The organism is Rhodococcus sp. MALMAid1271 (assembly GCF_049195265.1).
GTDB lineage: Bacteria > Actinomycetota > Actinomycetes > Mycobacteriales > Mycobacteriaceae > Rhodococcoides.
Genome location: NZ_JBMIRQ010000083.1, coordinates 68,222 through 84,915, shown reverse-complemented (window position 1 = coordinate 84,915; position 16,694 = coordinate 68,222). Strand labels below are relative to the sequence as shown.

Annotated in this window: 18 protein-coding genes; 8 read left to right on the top strand and 10 right to left on the bottom strand. The window is 64.6% G+C overall.

The features are described from left to right. Positions 1-155: 155 nt before the first annotated feature. On the bottom strand, positions 156-2,189 hold the full coding sequence (locus ACOQFP_RS12095; RefSeq protein ID WP_421584442.1) for an HNH endonuclease: 2,034 nt from the start codon (positions 2,187-2,189) through the stop codon (positions 156-158). A 76-nt stretch (positions 2,190-2,265) separates the two neighbouring features. Between ACOQFP_RS12095 and ACOQFP_RS12090 the strand changes: the two genes are divergently transcribed. Then, positions 2,266-2,778 (top strand): GNAT family N-acetyltransferase, encoded by a 513-nt coding sequence (locus ACOQFP_RS12090; protein ID WP_421584441.1) that lies wholly within the window; start codon positions 2,266-2,268, stop codon positions 2,776-2,778. Here ACOQFP_RS12090 and ACOQFP_RS12085 read toward each other — a convergent pair. The 3 genes from ACOQFP_RS12085 to ACOQFP_RS12075 form a co-directional block, all read right to left on the bottom strand. Then, complete coding sequence (locus ACOQFP_RS12085) at positions 2,768-3,730, bottom strand: CPBP family intramembrane glutamic endopeptidase (protein WP_421584440.1); 963 nt, start codon at positions 3,728-3,730, stop codon at positions 2,768-2,770. The two genes, ACOQFP_RS12090 and ACOQFP_RS12085, sit on opposite strands and share 11 nt — an antisense overlap. Positions 3,731-3,835: 105 nt before the next feature. Continuing rightward, on the bottom strand, positions 3,836-4,087 hold the full coding sequence (locus tag ACOQFP_RS12080) for a hypothetical protein (protein WP_421584439.1): 252 nt from the start codon (positions 4,085-4,087) through the stop codon (positions 3,836-3,838). A gap of 34 nt (positions 4,088-4,121) precedes the next feature. Continuing rightward, positions 4,122-4,457 (bottom strand): GAP family protein, encoded by a 336-nt coding sequence (locus ACOQFP_RS12075; RefSeq protein WP_421584438.1) that lies wholly within the window; start codon positions 4,455-4,457, stop codon positions 4,122-4,124. A 375-nt stretch (positions 4,458-4,832) separates the two neighbouring features. Here ACOQFP_RS12075 and ACOQFP_RS12070 point away from each other — a divergent pair, with 375 nt between their 5' ends. Continuing rightward, positions 4,833-5,438, top strand: coding sequence for a TetR/AcrR family transcriptional regulator (locus ACOQFP_RS12070; RefSeq protein ID WP_421584437.1), 606 nt, complete (start codon positions 4,833-4,835; stop codon positions 5,436-5,438). Here ACOQFP_RS12070 and ACOQFP_RS12065 read toward each other — a convergent pair. After that, entirely contained in the window at positions 5,417-6,610 is a 1,194-nt protein-coding gene (locus ACOQFP_RS12065; RefSeq protein WP_421584436.1) for an MFS transporter, read from the bottom strand. The genes ACOQFP_RS12070 and ACOQFP_RS12065 overlap by 22 nt on opposite strands. 62 nt (positions 6,611-6,672) lie before the next feature. Here ACOQFP_RS12065 and ACOQFP_RS12060 point away from each other — a divergent pair, with 62 nt between their 5' ends. Both ACOQFP_RS12060 and ACOQFP_RS12055 read left to right on the top strand, forming a co-directional pair. Then, positions 6,673-7,215 (top strand): GtrA family protein, encoded by a 543-nt coding sequence (locus ACOQFP_RS12060; RefSeq protein ID WP_421584435.1) that lies wholly within the window; start codon positions 6,673-6,675, stop codon positions 7,213-7,215. Next, complete coding sequence (locus ACOQFP_RS12055) at positions 7,202-7,729, top strand: SixA phosphatase family protein (RefSeq protein WP_421584434.1); 528 nt, start codon at positions 7,202-7,204, stop codon at positions 7,727-7,729. Before ACOQFP_RS12060 ends, ACOQFP_RS12055 begins: the two co-directional genes overlap by 14 nt. A gap of 34 nt (positions 7,730-7,763) precedes the next feature. Here ACOQFP_RS12055 and ACOQFP_RS12050 read toward each other — a convergent pair whose 3' ends face one another. From ACOQFP_RS12050 to ACOQFP_RS12040, 3 genes are all read right to left on the bottom strand, one after another. Beyond that, positions 7,764-7,964, bottom strand: coding sequence for a membrane protein (locus ACOQFP_RS12050; RefSeq protein ID WP_027498199.1), 201 nt, complete (start codon positions 7,962-7,964; stop codon positions 7,764-7,766). Between the two features lie 62 nt (positions 7,965-8,026). After that, the gene (locus ACOQFP_RS12045) at positions 8,027-9,439 is read right to left on the bottom strand and encodes a PQQ-binding-like beta-propeller repeat protein (protein WP_421584433.1); all 1,413 of its coding nucleotides are present in this window, start codon (positions 9,437-9,439) and stop codon (positions 8,027-8,029) included. Then, complete coding sequence (locus ACOQFP_RS12040; protein ID WP_421584432.1) at positions 9,436-10,743, bottom strand: hypothetical protein; 1,308 nt, start codon at positions 10,741-10,743, stop codon at positions 9,436-9,438. Before ACOQFP_RS12040 ends, ACOQFP_RS12045 begins: the two co-directional genes overlap by 4 nt. 145 nt (positions 10,744-10,888) lie before the next feature. On the opposite strand from ACOQFP_RS12040, the gene ACOQFP_RS12035 reads away from it, so the two are divergent. Genes ACOQFP_RS12035 through ACOQFP_RS12025 form a run of 3 tightly spaced genes read left to right on the top strand, consistent with a single transcriptional unit; the run spans position 10,889 to position 13,391 of the window. Next, positions 10,889-11,464: a hypothetical protein gene (locus ACOQFP_RS12035; RefSeq protein WP_421584431.1), complete on the top strand. Its 576-nt coding sequence runs from the start codon at positions 10,889-10,891 to the stop codon at positions 11,462-11,464. After that, entirely contained in the window at positions 11,461-12,744 is a 1,284-nt protein-coding gene (locus ACOQFP_RS12030; RefSeq protein WP_421584430.1) for a sensor histidine kinase, read from the top strand. The genes ACOQFP_RS12035 and ACOQFP_RS12030 overlap by 4 nt, the downstream gene beginning before the upstream one ends. Beyond that, positions 12,741-13,391 (top strand): response regulator, encoded by a 651-nt coding sequence (locus ACOQFP_RS12025; protein WP_421584429.1) that lies wholly within the window; start codon positions 12,741-12,743, stop codon positions 13,389-13,391. Before ACOQFP_RS12030 ends, ACOQFP_RS12025 begins: the two co-directional genes overlap by 4 nt. Here the strand turns inward: ACOQFP_RS12025 and ACOQFP_RS12020 are convergent. Further along, positions 13,388-14,710 carry an NAD(P)/FAD-dependent oxidoreductase gene (locus ACOQFP_RS12020; protein WP_206486686.1) on the bottom strand — a complete coding sequence of 441 codons (1,323 nt, stop codon included), beginning with the start codon at positions 14,708-14,710 and terminating at the stop codon, positions 13,388-13,390. The two genes, ACOQFP_RS12025 and ACOQFP_RS12020, sit on opposite strands and share 4 nt — an antisense overlap. Positions 14,711-14,841: 131 nt before the next feature. Here ACOQFP_RS12020 and ACOQFP_RS12015 point away from each other — a divergent pair, with 131 nt between their 5' ends. Next, entirely contained in the window at positions 14,842-15,741 is a 900-nt protein-coding gene (locus ACOQFP_RS12015) for a LysR family transcriptional regulator (protein ID WP_421584428.1), read from the top strand. Here ACOQFP_RS12015 and ACOQFP_RS12010 read toward each other — a convergent pair. Next, a complete protein-coding gene (locus ACOQFP_RS12010) occupies positions 15,717-16,685 on the bottom strand; it encodes an MsnO8 family LLM class oxidoreductase (RefSeq protein WP_421584479.1) in 969 nt (322 codons plus the stop codon). The two genes, ACOQFP_RS12015 and ACOQFP_RS12010, sit on opposite strands and share 25 nt — an antisense overlap. Positions 16,686-16,694 lie beyond the last annotated feature (9 nt).

The window sequence follows — 16,694 nt, the reverse complement described above, 5'->3', positions numbered from 1 at the left end:
ATTCGGCTGACCTTACGGCTCGGCGGGCGAGTATTGCTGTCGACATCGGACACGGGTGGCTCCTCGAGGAGTGGGGCAGCGCGCTGCCCCCAAAGACTTGAACGGCGTTCAAGGTAGCAGGTCTGCAGGCTCGATCACACCTGCGCGAGTTGCCGTCAGAACGGCGGAGGGTCGTATCGGGTGCGGTCGTATCGAACGCGCGCGTGGACGACGCGACAGTGTTCGAGGTAGGCACGCCGTCTCTCCGCCAACCTTCTTCGATCGATATCTGTTGCTGCAGAGCGACAGTCGTCGAGCGTCGGAGGTATACACCCGCTGTAGTCGAGCTCCCAGCGGGTGGGTTCGACCGGCCTCGCTCCCGGCCTGGACGAGGCCTTTCGCCGTCGGCGCGATAGGCGGGGAGCCGCGATGGACAACTCCGGCAACGTGACTGTGCGCAGACCGAGGGAGTTCGACCACAGAATCGCGCCGTCGGCGAGCATCACCGCCGACCACGCCCCCGAGGTCTTGGCCTGATGATGGAACACGCACACCGGCTGAAGATTGGTCACGATCGTCCAGCCGCCGCGCCCCGGATCGTCGTGATCGAAGGGAACCAGATGATCGATCTGACACCGGGCCGCCGGCACGTCGCAGTTGGGGAACGTACACGTGCGATACGCAGCACGAACGAACGCGGCGCCGCGGGCACCGGGCCGATACGTGATCGCCGACTTCGACGGAGCGAACTCACCGCCGTGACCGTCGGGAAAGATACCGCGAGCACGCTCGGGCCGTTCGGCGATCCATGCAAGCCACCGTGCGACGAGCCCATCGCGGACAGACTCCTCCCCCGGTAGCGGGACCGCAGGTGGGAGACAGTGGGCACCCACAAGACGCACGGACGGAAGCTGGGCGGGACCTCGCACCCGACCCATGCCGACCACCCGACGCAACACCGACGGCACCGCCGCAGAGAACGATCCGAACGAATTCGACTGCACACTCGACCCTTCGCCGCCGAGTGAGCCGGCATGGTCGACGTCGGAGAAGGAAGGACCTCCGGGGCGCGCCGGGGCTGGGCTGTCCGGGTTGCCCGTGGTGCCGCCGTGGCGAGGACCGCCGACGTCGTCTGGGCTGCAACTTCCAGATCCACCGCCGTCTGGACCACCGTCGTCGGGACTACCACAATCCGGACCACCGCCGTCTGGACCACCATTGCCAAATCCGTCGTCGCCCGTGTCTGTTTGTTCGGGCTTCACCATCTCGACCAGCTCGGTCAGCAGCGCCTGCCACTTCGCGTCCGTGGCGACGATGCGCGCCACTTCGGGGTCGATGGGAGTCCCGTCGGCAAGGGTCGCGGGCTCCGAGGACAGTCCCAGTAGCGTCTCCACCGCCACCACGATCTGGAGGAGATGCCCGCGCCGAGGAGGAATATCGTCGACAGCGCCCGCCACCGGGCAGTCGTCGCCGCGATCGCACTGGCACGCCAGCGAATGCTCGCCGTGCAATAACGCCATCAGACCCGCGGCCCGCAACGCGCCCGTCGATCGTGGGTCTCCCGTGCAGACCGTCCGGACGATCTCGACGATGAGTGCGTCGGCTTCCGCAGCTTCGAGATCGGTGATCTTCGCGATGAGCGACGCAATCCCGCCCGGACCGGTGCGGTCGACTCTCACTCCGAGCTCCTCGGACTTCGCGGTCTCACGGGCCGCTGCGGCACCGATCGGATCGGCCTTCATCCACAGCCGCCATATCCGATTGCGCAGCGCCTGCGGACGCATTCGACCACCCGAGGCACACACCTCGAATTCGATGTTCGCGATCGTCTCGTCACTGGCACGATGCAAGACCGAGGTGATAGTGACCACCGTCGACCAGTCGAAGCTGCCGGTCACGAAACGCAAGGCAGTCAACGGCATTCGATGCAGACGCTCCGCGACATCGTGTACCACGGACGCATCGTGACGCGTTTTGGTCATCGTCACGGCCAGATCGCACAGGGCACCGCGGACGGTCTCGCCCGGATCGCCGCCGGCGGCTTCGGCCGCCTCGAGGCGCATCTCGAGCACATCGCAGTACGCGAGCACAGTCGCCGCGCGGGCAAGGTTCTCGTTGACACGGTTGAGCGCGATGACATCGAGAAACCCTGCAATGCAGTCATCGACCAGCGGTGCCTGCGCCGCTCCCCACCCACCCGTATCGAACATACATTCGATAGTACGAGAGGGGTACGACAAGAAATTCCGACGACCGATCGACCCCCGTATCGGTATAACTACAACCGTGGCCAGCTACACGATCCGTGACGTCCGACCGGGCGACGAAGAGCAACTCGGCACTGCGCACGTGGCAATCTGGAAGGCCACGTATGCGGGAATCATGAACAGCGCCAAGCTCGATGCGATACGCCCCTGCGATCGCATCGAACGATGGGAACGGATCATCGCCCGCCGCGACGAAGAATCGAGTCGCGGTGTGCGGACCCGGTGCGCCGTCGACTCCAGCGATGCGCGCATCGTCGGTTTCGCCACCGGCGGCCCACCACGCGACCTCGATGCGCCTGCGTCGACCGAACTGTGGTCACTGAACGTGGTGCCCGAGCACCACGGCACCGGAATCGCAACGGACCTGATGACTGACGTGATCGGCGGCACAGACGAACCCGCGTATCTGTGGCTGGCTGCAGGAAACGAGCGCGCCATCGCGTTCTATCGCAAGCATCGTTTCGAATTGGACGGCACCACAGTGCTGGACCCGGAGTGGGACTGCCTCAATGCCCGCATGGTCAGGACGTGACCGGCGGTCCGCTTCTACGCACACCCGGATCGCCGCTACCAGGATCGAGCTTCTTCGGATCGAGCACGACCTCGGCCACCACGGGCGTCATCTCGGCCGTCGACTCGCTGTACCGCACGGATACCGTGTTCGGCAGAAACGCCTCGAGCGCTCTGGGAGTCAGCCACCACAACAGCGCAGTGAACAGGATCAGTATGTTGACCCATTGCATGATCGTCGCTGCGTTCTCGGACGGGATCACTCGATCGAAGACCTGGACGTTCATCACCAACCCGTGCACCACGATCAATACCCACAGCCGCCGGTAGCGATAGAACACCCACACCGCGGCCGCGCCCCAGCACAGCGCCCACAGAAAGCCGCCGCCGCCGAAGTACAGGTAGAGAAGGCCCCGCATGCACGCCGACAACGCCACGATGGCCCAGACCGGCACCCTGCCCACAAGCAGCAGCACCGGGAGGGCCACCAGGATCGGCTCCTCACGCAAACCCACGGTGAGCGCAGAAAGCACTGCAAGCCAATCGGATTCGACCGAAGCCGGTACAGAGAAGCTGAATCGCAACACATCCATCCGCGACAACACGAGCAACAACACGGACGCGGCCCCGATTGCCGCACACCAGGTGATGGCCGCCTCGAACGCGGTGCCGCGACGCGGCGGCAACACCGAAGGCAAGGTTCGGCGACGCACGAGGTACACAGCCGCAATCGCGACAGCCCCGACGGCCACCTGCGCGAGACCGACCGCAAGGTCCATCCATTGGTCCGACAGCGTGAGGGTCGGCGGCGAGGCATTCGGTTCACGGAATCGCCACAGCGCACCCACCAGGCCGATGAAGTAGACGAAGACCCAACCGGCCACGAGACCGAGGACCATCACGACAGTGCCTGCTGCGGCCAGACCACGCCGAGGCGAGCGAGTAGCGGACCCCGCGTCGACACCGGTCGTCACCAGGTCACCACCATTCCGTTCGGTAGAGCATCGCCGAACAGCTTGTTTATCACGGCTGCGCCGAGAATTCAGTACCGTACAGGCGACCCGAGTCGGCGGCACCGGTCACGGACGAGTGTCACGCCCGGACTCATCGCTCGAGTCTTTCGTGCCGACGACGTCGTCTCGCAGTTCCGCAAGCAGTCCCTGCTTCGGGGTGCCGCGACGCGAATCCCATACGTCGACCGTCGCGAGCACCAACAGGAGACAGCCGATCGGGCCGCCCTGAAACCACAACACCCGCAGGTCCCAGAAGAACAGCGCCAGCACAGCTCCGGCCACGATCATGGCGATACTGCGCGCATCTCTTGCTTTCATCGCTTCCCCTTCATCGATTCGGATCACAGCCAGGTCAGACCAGGTCCAGTTCGAGTGCCGCATCCGCAGCCAGTAGTGCGCCCACCACGAGCAACACCGTTGCCGTCACTCCCCCGTTCCAGCGATCCACGCGCCGGAGCAGCGCGGGAATGATCGACGAAACATGTTCTTGCGCAGAAACTCTGATTGTGAGCAGGACGAGCGCCGGCGCGAGCGTCACCAGCACGTAACCCGCGAGCAGCAGCGACGAGACGCCCCATCCCCGTCCGGCCTCGCCCACGGTGTCGATCGCCACGAAGTAGGGCAGCATCGTCGCCACCTCCACCGCGCCCACAACCGCAGAGAGCAGCACCCCCCCCCCCGCGAGCACCCGTAGGGGGCCGCGTCCACCACGCCGTGCCCTCACCCCGCCGCCGACGGTCACAGACCAGACCCGTGGCCACAACCACAAGCCCCACCGCCAAGCGAATCCACGCGTTGCCGGGAAGCGCCACGCTCAGCCCATCGGTGCCTGCCCACACGGCGATACCAACCCCGAGGTAGATCAGTCCCAACACAGTCAGATGCAGCAGAACGACCCGCGCCCGGAACGACGGCCGCAGCATCATCCACAGCGGAACCGCAAGAGTGCCGACACCGATGCTGTCCACCAACGCCAGCCCCGTCAGCTTAATTAACACAGATGTACCATATCACTTGAAAGCACACTTGTATCAAAAAGATTTTCTCGTGCTAGAACAGACCGATGCCGAAGATCGTCGACCACGACGCACGCCGGGCCGAGATCGTCGCTGCGGTGTGGCGCGTCATCGAACGAGCCGGGATGAACGGGGCGACGGTGCGCAGCGTTGCCGCCGAAGCCGGAGTCTCACCCGGGTCACTGCGGTACTACTTCTCCGACCAAGGAGAACTCGTCCTGTTCGCGGCCGAGGCCATGACGCAACGCGTCGTACATCGCTTGGAGGCGCACCCGACCGACGGTGACGGCCACGTACGCGCAATCCGCGTGCTCGAAGAGTTGCTACCACTCGACGAGGACCGCCGAGCCGAAGCGTCGGTCTGGCTGGAAGCGATCGTGCGAGCCCGATTCGACGAACGGCTCGCCGCCCTCAAGACGGCAGGATGGTTCGGCAGTCGGTACCTGTGCCGGCTCGCGTGGGCACACCTGCACGATCTCGATCGACCGGACTCTCCCGCCTTCACATTCGACCGCGCCGCGGACGAACATGCTGCCGCCGAACTGCACACGTTCATCGATGGGCTGACTCTGCAGGCAGTGACGTATCCCGACCAGTTTGCAGCCGAGGAGGTACGGCAGTCGTTGCGCACCTATCTTCGGTCGCGGCTCTGATCGGTATCGATGGGGAATCTGCGGCCGTAACACCAGCCGATCACCGCAACGACGACACCGGCCGCTGCGATAGCAGCCAGCACCGGTCCGAAGCCCGACGCGTCCACGACGCGACCGACCGCCAACGGTGCCAGAAGAAAACCGATGCGTGAGACCAGCGAGACGACCGAGATGGCCGCGGCCGAGGACATACCCGGGAGCCGCCCGGCCAGGCTGAAGACGACAGGAAACAGCGGACTCGAGCCCAGACCTGCAAGGGCGAAGGCCGCTATGACCAGTACCGGTAGATCCGCGTAGAGACTCGACAACCCCAGGATGACGAGGAAAGCCACGGCGACCACAGACGCGCCACCCGTCAACACCGCGGACGGCCCGAACCGATCGACGATCCGATCTCCGACCAACCGGCCGATCAGCATCGCCGCCGAGAAGGCTACGAATGCGATACCCGCCGAGCCGGGACCCGCGCCCTCTTCCGTCGTCATGTAGACAGCGCTCCACGACTGCGGAAAGTCCTCCATCAGACCCGCGAGCAGTACGACGACACCGAGCATCGCCAGCGCTGCAGTGGGACGGACGACCAGCTGCGGCACGTCGCGGTCGACATCGGATGTGGGCGCGACGGGTTCCGGGCCCAGCAGGCCCCGCCCGACTGCAGCCAGGACCGCCCCCAGCACCACAGCCACCAAGCCGAAATGCGCAGCTACCGGCATCCGGATGCCTGCCGCCGCCGCACCGGTGACTCCCCCGACCACGGCACCGACGCTCCACGCAGCATGGAAGCTGCTCAGCACCGATCTACCAAGGCGTTCCTCGACGAGCACGCCCTGCGCGTTCATGGAAATGTCCATCACCGAGTCCGCACCGCCGAGCAGCACCAGCGCGGCGAGCAGCGTCCACCATGAGACGGCCACTGCGGGGAGCACGAACGAAGAGCACAACAGCAAGCCCGAGGCCAGAATCGCCCACCGACTGCCGAACCGTCGAACCAGCGAGGCCGCCAGGGGCGCGGCCGCGAGCCCGCCGAGACCGACTCCGGTCAATGCGAGCCCGAGCGTCGCGACATCGATCGACAACGCGTTCTGTATCTCCGGAATGCGGGGAGCCCAGTTCGCGAACACCGCGCCGTTGACGAAGAAGACCACCAGGACGGACAAGCGGGCTCTGTTCATGACGCCGCGAGCCTATCGTTCACCGGCGAACCCAATCCCTTACTCGAGGTAACGTCGATGGGATGCATGTGTCCGACCGCCTCACCGACCACGTTCCCCAGCGATGGCTCGAGCCCCTCGTCAAGCACGCGGAGGCCCTGAAGTTCCTCATCGTGGGAGCGATCACCTTCGTCGTGACCGTCGTGCTGTTCTTCGGCCTGAAGTGGACGATTCTGCAGGACAAGCCTGTGACGGCGAACGTTCTGGCCGTTCTGATCGCGACGATCGTGTCCTACATCCTCAACCGCGAATGGTCCTTCACAGCCCGCGGCGGACGTCGTCGACACCATGAGGCGGCGCTCTTCTTCGTCGTCGCCGGAACCGGCCTGGCGATCAACCAACTCCCGCTCTGGGCGTCGAGTTACGTGCTGGATCTCCGTGCTCCCAACGTGTCCTTCCTCACCGAGAACATCGCGGACTTCGTCAGTGGTTCCATCATCGGCACCCTGTTGGCGACCGCATTTCGATGGTGGGCGATGCGCCGATTCGTCTTCCCGGAACCGGTGGACGTTCTAACCGATTCGCACGCTCTGACCGTTTACGGTGGACAGCATGGCGACCACTAGGACCCTCGTGCTGATGCGGCACGGCAAATCCGGCTACCCCGACGGAATTCCCGACCACGAGCGTCCCCTGGCACCGCGCGGCCAACGCGAGGCCGGACTCGCCGGAGCCTGGATCAGCGAGCACGTAGGCACCGTCGATGCAGTCCTGTGCTCGACCGCCCTACGCACCCGAGAAACCTTGGCCGCAACCGGGCTGGGCGATGCTCCCACTCGATTCGAGCGAGACATCTACGGCGGGTCGGCGGACGAGATCATCGACGAGATCCGTCTTGCGGACACCTATTTCGGCGACGTGGCCGTCTCGACGCTGTTGGTCGTCGGACACGAACCGGGAATCCCCTGGACAGCACTCGAATTGGCGACCGACGACGACACCGACCTGGCCCGCGAGGTCCGACATCGCTTCCCTACGTCAGCGATTGCGGTGCTCACCACCGAGCAGTCCTGGGCAGAGATGGCTGCCGGATCGGCCACGATCACCGAGTTCTGTATCCCCCGCGCCGAAACCGACTAACGGATCCTGAGATGACTAACGGATCCTGAGACGACTAACGGTTCCTGAGATACAGATAGCCGGCACCACCCGCTGCGATCAACAGAATCAACGCCGCGGGGAATCCGAGCAACCACCACACCACTGCCAACACCACCAACGCGGGCGCAGCGGCGATCAGTGCGATTCCGGGATTTTCGCGAACCGTCTCCAGTGCAGATTGTGCATGGACTCTGTCGATCTTCTTGCCTGCCATGGTGGACTCCCTGATCGTGGGTGCGCTGTCCTGTATGTGTAGTTCCACAGTAGCGCGTTCGACTATCGGTCGACGAGGGCAAGGTGGGCCGTGGACGAGTACACGAGGCGATCGCCGGATCGCGTCACCCGCGATCCGAGGGACGGCTCGCGGCTGAAACGGTCCGGTGTCGGCTCGATCTCGACCCGTCGTCGAGTCGAACCGTCATCGAGTGCAATCGACTCGACGGTGCCGCCGACGGCGAAGTACGCGAGACCATCGGCGTACGCGGTGATCGGATAGTAATCACCAGGATCGTTCTCCCACCGGACTGCGCCGGATCGCAGGTCGAGGGCGCTCACGTGCGCGGTGCCGGGGGCCCGCGCGATCACCACATCACCGGCGACGGCCACCCCGTTGGTCGACGCCAACAGCGGACTCGACCAGGCGAACGCTCCGGTCGAACGGTCGAACGCGGTGTCACCGACAATCATCGGCAGCGACAGGTCAGCGGGAGCGTCGATTTCGGGAAAAGGATAGATCGGCGTCGACGACCTGGCGAGAACTCGGCCATCGGAAGTGACCGCGGCGGTGCCGGTGAACGATTCGGACTGCGAACACACCAACTCGGTCATGATCACCAATGCCGGCTGCACCCGGTGCGGTTGCTGGATGCAGCTGTCGGGATACCCCCGATACCAGGTGATTGCCCCGGAAGCCGAGTCGAATCCTATTGCCGTGGGGCCGAAGCGTCCCAGGCCATAGGAGCCGTCGACGGTGATCGCCGAACTCGGCAACCCCGCATAGAGCGCCTGGCCGGGAAACTCGGTGACCCACTCACGCCCGAGATCGTCCGCGGAACCCTTCTGAAGCTGCGGCGCGCCCTCGTAACCTCCAGGTGCCACAGTGGAATTGACCGAATAAAGAGAAGATCCGTCGGTCCCCATGGCGATGATCGGGTAGGGCACCCGAACGGAGCGGCCCGCACCGGTCATGGCGTTCACCAGAACGATCGTCGATTCCGGGCTCTCCGATTCGTCGTCCGACAGGCAGACCAGGGATCCGGCCAGAAGCTGCTCGGCGCAGGAGTCGACCCGAATGTCGTCACGCCGCCAGACGGTGGACCCATCTCCGGCCGCGAGTCCCACCATCGCCGGCGCGTCGAAGTTTCCGTTGGCAGGATCCGGCAGACCCACGGAGGTGATGTACACCTGGCCCGCATCGATGAATGATGCTGAACCGGAATGGAATCGGTTCCCCACAGCCAGATCACCGAACTTCGCGAACTCGCGGCCGTACACATCCTCGGCCGACCTGGACCACTGGACCTCGGGCGAACGGGGAACCACCTTGGTCGCCGTGGTCGCCGTGGTCGCCGCGTTCGGCGCAGTCGCAACCGCAGGCACAGGGTCATCCTGCGCGACGACGATCACCGCAGCAAAGACGGTCACCAGTGCCACAGCTCCCGCGGCCCAGACCGGCCACCGAATGCTCACAGGTCCAAACCCGGTGCTGTCGCGATGGACTCGAGATTGCCGATGGTGATGAGATCACCCGCGGACGTCGACGAGATCCGAACACGAGTGCCCGAAGGCCGGGTGACAGTGACGGTCCGAGCCCCGCGCTTCGAGCGCTCCGAGATCGATCCGTCCGGCAAGCGGACCACATCGACAGAGCGATCAGCGGCCGGATCGTACCGGTCGGGAATCTCCGGAAGCGGCTGCCCTCCTGTGATCGAGACGCTCAGAACCCCTTCCGAACCCGGCGTCATGATCGTTCCGGACGTGCACAACGTGTCGTCGGTGAACGAACCTCGTTGCATCGGCGTCAGCGGTTGCTCGAATGCGATGACGGCCCGCAATGCGCGGATACGAGCATGTTCCAATGCCCGACCGATACGGTCGGCCTCGGACCACGTGACAGCGGGTCCATCCTGAGCGGTGCCAGTACCGCTGCAGGGCTGAGGTGCCGGGCGAGTGCCGGGCGGTATGGGTGCGTCGATGCGCAGGTCGCTCGACGAGGCAACAGTCACCAGGTCTTCCATCGACATCACTTCGTCCGAGGACACGAATTGACTTGCGTTGACGGACAGAGTCGTTCCGTCCGGTGCGTACGCGGATACCGTCCTGATCACCGCAGTTCTACCGTCGACGTCGCCGGTGGACTCCTTGGTGTCGACGACCGTACCGTCGGCCAACACCTGTCTGCGATCGAGATTCCCACCGATGCAGGACGGTACACCGCGCTTCGATTGGGAGAGCGACACATTCAGGTCGACGCCCCGGCCGTTGCGGATCAGCAGTCCGGCCGCATTCGAGCTCGCGAAGAACGACGGGTCGTCCACCGAACTACTGCGCGAGGGACCTTGAACGGGACCGAAACGAAGTGCCGATTCGGTAAGAAACAGGGCGCTGCCCGGCGCAGCGAACTCGATGGTTGTGTCGTTCGGCAATGCGGACGCAAGTGCGTCGGACAGAGCAGTTGCCTTACGCCCGGACAACCACGGATAGCGAGGATCGTCGTAACTGCCTTCATCGACCACGAAAGCTACTGCGGAATTGTCGGGAGCGAGAACTGTTGCACACCCGGGAATTTCCGTTGGTGGATCGCTCCGATCGTCGGACACCGCACTGAACGCACTCGTCCCGGGCGTTTCGGGAAGCGCGACCTCGGCCGCGTCGGGTGCACGCGACTCCACGACGATCACGCCCGTCGCGACGATTGCAACAGCGAGAAAGAGCCAGAAGATCTTCGGCTGACGCGCGGCAACCCTGTGCCCGAAAAGACTGCGGTGGATCACGTCGACGAGCCTAACCCGCCGATCGCCCGACATGGAGCGCTACGACTTTCGGTGGAGCCCGGCGTCGTACCTTCTACCGAACCACCAGCTACGACGCCACGCCCGGGGTATCTCGTGAGGCATCGACTGCGGTGACATGGACCCCATGAACAATCCGATTCTGCTCACGATCGCAGTCTGCGAGATCGGCTTCTGGGTGCTGGTGATCGGCGGACTGTGCCTGCGCTACGTGGCGCGGATGCGACGTGCCAGCACCATCACGCTGGCATTGCTCCCGGTCCTCGACATCATCCTCGTGGCCGCAGTGGCTCTCGATCTACACAGAGGCGGCGAGGTCGAATTCGCGCACCGCCTCGCCGGGATCTACCTCGGCTGGACCGTGGTGTTCGCGCACTCCACGGTGGCATGGCTCGACGTCCGCTTCGCCCACCGGTTCGCAGGCGGACCGGCGCCGGTCAAGCCTCCCAAAGCCAGTCCACAGGCCTATCGCAACGAGATCCGCGGATTCGTGAAATGGCTGTGCGCCGCCGCGATCGCGCTGGTGATCACCTACGGACTCGCGTACACCGTGGCAGACTCGGAGCAGGCAGCAGCGTTGAAGACCGTGATAACACCGCTCGGAGTCATCACGTTCTTCTGGTTCGTGACCGGACCGCTGTGGGTGCTGGGATCGAAGAAGACGGGTTCCCAAGACGCGGCAGGAGAACGGAGTCGGCTGTGACACTCGGTGGTACGCGTTGGTGGAGCACGTTTCGTCCCGCCTGGCGGCCACGCAACCCCGTGGTGCTTCCGATCGAGATGTTGCTCGCCACCCTCGTCTACGCCGGATTCCAACTTTCCACGGGCATGGTCGGTGATACGCGCGACGAACTGCTCGGCAACCCACTGCTCGTCGCCGCGAGTATCGCTGCCCTGTTGGCGATGACCGCGGTGACGTGTGTGCGTAGGAGATTTCCCGTCTCGTCGTATCTGACAGTGGTGGCCATCAGCGTGGCGCTGATTCTCGTTCTCCCGGACCGCACTCTGGGGTTCACCCCGCTGTACTGGTTCGCCATCGCGGCCTTGGCGATTCGAGTGACCGGTGTGCGGCTGTTCGCCCCTATCGCCCTCGGGTTGACCCTCGAAATCCTCGTCAGCGTCGACACTCGCCTGTCCTTCCCTGATGCGGCGGCCGGCCCCGGAGGCACTATCGGTGTCGTCGCCGAGCAGGTGGCGAACCTCGCCATCAACTACACGGTCCTCGTCGCACTCGGCAAGTACATCGCCCGGAACCGGGCCCAGGAACTCGAGAGCGAAGCGGCACTGGACCGTGCGGAATCGGAACACCGAGAACGACTGGACGCCGCTGTCCACAACGAACGCCGCACCATGGCCCGCGAACTGCACGATGTCGCCGCCCATCACCTGACCGGCATGCTCATTTCGGCCAAGGCATCGAAGACGCTCATCGCGACGGATCCCGATCAGGCCCGCGAACTGCTCACCGGTGCAATCGGACACGGCCAGCGCACCCTCGACAGCCTGCGTCAGATCGTCGGCATCCTGCGCCCGGGCAACCTGGTCGACAGCGCTCCGCAGCCGATGATCTCCGATATCCCCGAGTTGATCGAACAGTCTGCGATCTCGTTCGCCTCCATCGACATCGACATCACCGGACAGACAGCCGAGATCGACAGTGCGGTGCAATTGACGTGCTACCGCGTCGTTCAGGAAGCGCTGTCCAATGCCCGCCGCCACGCACCGAGATGCGCGGTACGCGTTCAGGTCACGGAATTTTCCTCGACCATCGAGGTGACAGTCGCCAACACTGTCGAAACAGGCAGCTCCGTCCAATCCGATTCTCCGGGACAGGGGTTCGGCATCCCAGGAATGCGGGAGCGTGCTGCCCTGCTCGGCGGAACCCTCGACGCCGCATTGTCTGCCGATGAATCGACCTGGACCGTGCACGCTCGGCTACCCATCGGCGGCAAGATCTCTCAGCTGCGCGAGGCGTCGGCATGATCACCGTCCTCATTGCCGACGACCAACCCGTCGTGCGGCAGGGGTTCGAGCTGTTCCTCGCCGGCAGTCCCGACATCGAGGTGCTCGGGCACGCACACTCGGGAACGCATGCTGTTCAACAGGTATCGGCACTGCGACCCGACGTGGTGCTGATGGACATCAGGATGCCTAACGGCGACGGGCTCACTGCGACCCGCGAGATACTCGCTCGCTTCGACGGCGTACGCGTCATCGTCGTCACCACGTTCGACCTCGACGAATACGTGTTCGCAGCTCTCGATATCGGTGCGTCCGGATTCCTGCTCAAGGACACCGACCCGGAGGAATTGGCCGCGGCCGTGGTGACCGTGGCAGGCGGTGGGGCTGCGCTCTCACCACGACTGACGCCGCGGTTGATGAGCGAGTTCGCTCGCCGCGGCACCCGCGCCCCGAGTTCGACGCCACCGCAGCATGATCTGAGCGCGCGCGAGATGGAGGTGGTGCAGCTGTTGGCCCAGGGACTCGGCAACAGCGAGATTGCCCGATCCCTCCATCTCGAACAGAGCACGGTGAAGACCCACATCGGCAACATCTGCCGCAAACTCGACGTCAATACCCGAGTGCACGTGGTGATCTGGGCCTACCGCAACGGCCTGGTAAGCAGCTAGGCCGCTCTGCGCTCGTCTTCATCGGATGCCGTAACTGCCGGATCCTCCATCGACGCCGACTTGTCGGTGTACTGGAAGTGCGGACGCTTGTCACCGATGTACGAGGTCATCCAGGACACCACCGCCACATAGCGATTGCGGAATCCGACGAGGTACATCAGGTGTACGGCGAGCCACATGAGCCAGGCGATCGGTCCAGACATATCGACCTTGCCGAACAATCGTGCCACGGCACTGAACCGGCCGACGATCGACATACTGCCCTTGTCGGTGTACTCGAACGCGGTTCCCGCGTCGACCTTTCCGATGATCATCTTGGCCACGTGGCGACCCTGCTGCATCGCGACCGGCGACTGGCCGGGCAACTTGTGCAACGAGGTCACATCGCCGATCGCGAAGATGTCCTTCGCCGAGCCGACCGTCAGGTCGTCGTGCACGAGAAGGCGTCCGGCACGGTCGGTCTCGCAGCCGGTGCGCTCGGCGACCGTGGCCGCCAGATCACTGGCCTGAACGCCTGCCGACCAGATGACCGTCTTGGCCGGATAGGTTCGCACAGCCTTGGTCTCGACGTCCTGCACGGTGACGACGTCGTCGGCGATATCGGTGACCATCGCCCCGGTGACGACATCGACGCCCGACTTCTCGAGCTTCGTGCGGGCGTACGCGCTGAGTTTTCCGCCGAATGCGGGCAGCACCTCGTCGACACCGTCGACGAGGGTGACGGTGACGTCATCCGGGTCGATATCGGGGAACGATCCGGCGAAGTAGCGGTGCGCGAGATCCCGGATCTGGCCTGCGAGCTCGACGCCCGTCGCGCCTGCTCCGACCACGACGAAGCTGAGCAGCTCTGTGCGGAGATCGGGATCGGTGGTCGTGTGCGCGGTTTCGTAGCAGCTCAGAATCTGCTCACGCAGTGCGATCGCGTCGTCCACCGTCTTGAGCGCGTACGTGCGGTCCTTGAACTCGTCGCGGCCGAAGTACGCCTGCGTGGCACCGGTTGCGACGATGAGGCGACCGAAGCCGATGGTGTGGCTCTGGCCGGCACCGATGTACGTGACCTGGTGAGCTTCGGGGTCCACATCGACGACACGTCCCAGACGGACGTCGGCGGAGTCGTACTGCGCGAGGATGCGGCGAATCGGAGGAGCGATCTCGCCCGTCGAGAGCATCCCGGTGGCGGCCTGGTAGAGCAGGGGTTGGAAGAGGTGTTCGGTGGTGCTGGAGATCAGCGAGAACGTCACACCGGCCTTGCCCAGAGACTTGGCGGCGGCCAAAGCTCCGAATCCCGATCCCACGATGACGACGTCGTACGTTTGCACTGCACTTTCCTTTCCTAGCCCAAGTCCTTTCCCATACGAAGAACCAACTCCATGGAACTCCGAACCCGGCGCTCTATCAACGCGGAAATTGAAATAGCATCTATGAGTAGAGCTCATGGAAGGGGCCGCAGATGGAACTACGACAGCTCAAGTACTTCCTTGCCGTCGGGGAGGAACTGAACTTCTCCCGGGCGGCAGAACGCTGCTACGTTTCGCAATCGGCAATCAGCCTGCAGATCGCGAAACTGGAAAGGGAGATCGGCGAGCCCCTGTTCGAACGAACCTCGAGGACCGTCCGATTGACCGTCGTCGGAGCGCAATTGGTCTCCATCGCTCGGCACATGGTGGAACTCGAACAATCCGCCCTGGCGTTGACGACGCGACGCCGACACCAACTACGCCTGACCGGGAACATGACCTTCGCTGCCAATGCCATCGCCGCCATCGTCTCGGTACGCGAACGCCATCCCGAGGCCGAGATCGACTTCGTCCTGAAACGATTCGCAGAACAGATCGAAGCAGTGACGTCAGGGGACTGCCAAGTGGCCCTCATCCGCGGCAGCGTCGAACGGTCGGGGTTGCACGTGACCGAACTGTGGACCGAGGACCTCGTCGTCGTTCTCCCCGAGGGACATCCCCTGGCCGACACAGACAACCCCAGCCTGAGCCAGCTCGCCGAATACCCCCTGCTGCTTCCCAAACGCAGCGAACAGATCCTGCTGCACCGGGTGATCGAGCGCGAGATGAAACGCAGCGGCCTACCGCTGACCTTCGGGCCACCCGTCGCGTCGGATCACACGGCCAGCGCCGAACTGCTCAAGAACCCGCAGTGCTGGTCGATCCTGTACTCCAGCACAGCAGACAGCACCCCGAAGACCGGATTGGTGTTCCGCACCGAGGCCGACCGCCGACTGCGACTACCGGTATCAGCGGTGGTCGACGCCACCGAGCCGGTCACCGACATTCAACGCGATCTGGTCGCCGCGCTGGCGGCAACAGCACCGATTCAACCGGCCGCGCCGACCAGTTGAGAGAGCGCGGCGTCCGCATCGAACAACTCGCTGCGGTCGTACGTCGATGTCGACGCCATGATCTCGTTCGCGCCGGTGCGCTCGACCAATTCCTCGAGCCGGGAACGAACCTGAGTCGCAGTGCCGAGAATCGTCGACGCCAACGAGGCCTCGATTCGGTCGCGCGTCTGCGGCGTCCACGGGGAGGCCTCGATGTCCGCCACCGATTCCAGCGCCGGAAATTCGCCCTCGCGCCGCGATCTGGCCATCGCCCACGCTTCGGGAATCGCGAGCCTGCGCGCCTCGGCCGCGTCGGCTGCGATCATCACGTCGAGCGAGACGATCACGCAGGGTTCAGGATTGACCGTCGACGGCCGAAAGTGCTTGCGATACAGCGCGGACGGATCGTCCTGCTGCAGGACAGGGCCGCCGAGGACGACCGGAAGGCCGGCGCGGGCAGCCACCTCGAGGCCGGAACCCGTCGCGAGTACGAACATCGCCGGAGGCGCGGCGGCCGGCCGAGCCGTCACCGGTGCCGCACCGTCCAGATACGAACGCAGTTCGGCGATATCGGCCTCGAAACTGTCAGGGGCTTCGCGATCTCGACGCAGAGCTGCGCGCACCGGTTCGGTGAAACCCAGCGAGCGACCGACCCCCAGATCGATTCGGCCGGGAAACAGCGACTCCAACATCAGGAACTGCTCGGCCACCACCAGCGGCTGATGATTGGGCAGCATCACTCCCCCGGAGCCGACGCGGATACGCGAGGTCCGCGAGGCCACCGCCGCGGCCAATACTGCCGGTGCACCCGATGCGATGCCGGGCACCCCGTGATGCTCGGCCACCCAGAATCGATGCATCCCGATCTGCTCGGCGTGTACCGCCCGTTCGACGGTATGGCGCAGCGCAGAGGCGTCGTCGAAACCCGTTCGAGTGCGAGATCGGTCCAGCAAGGAAATCAACACAGCTGGCAC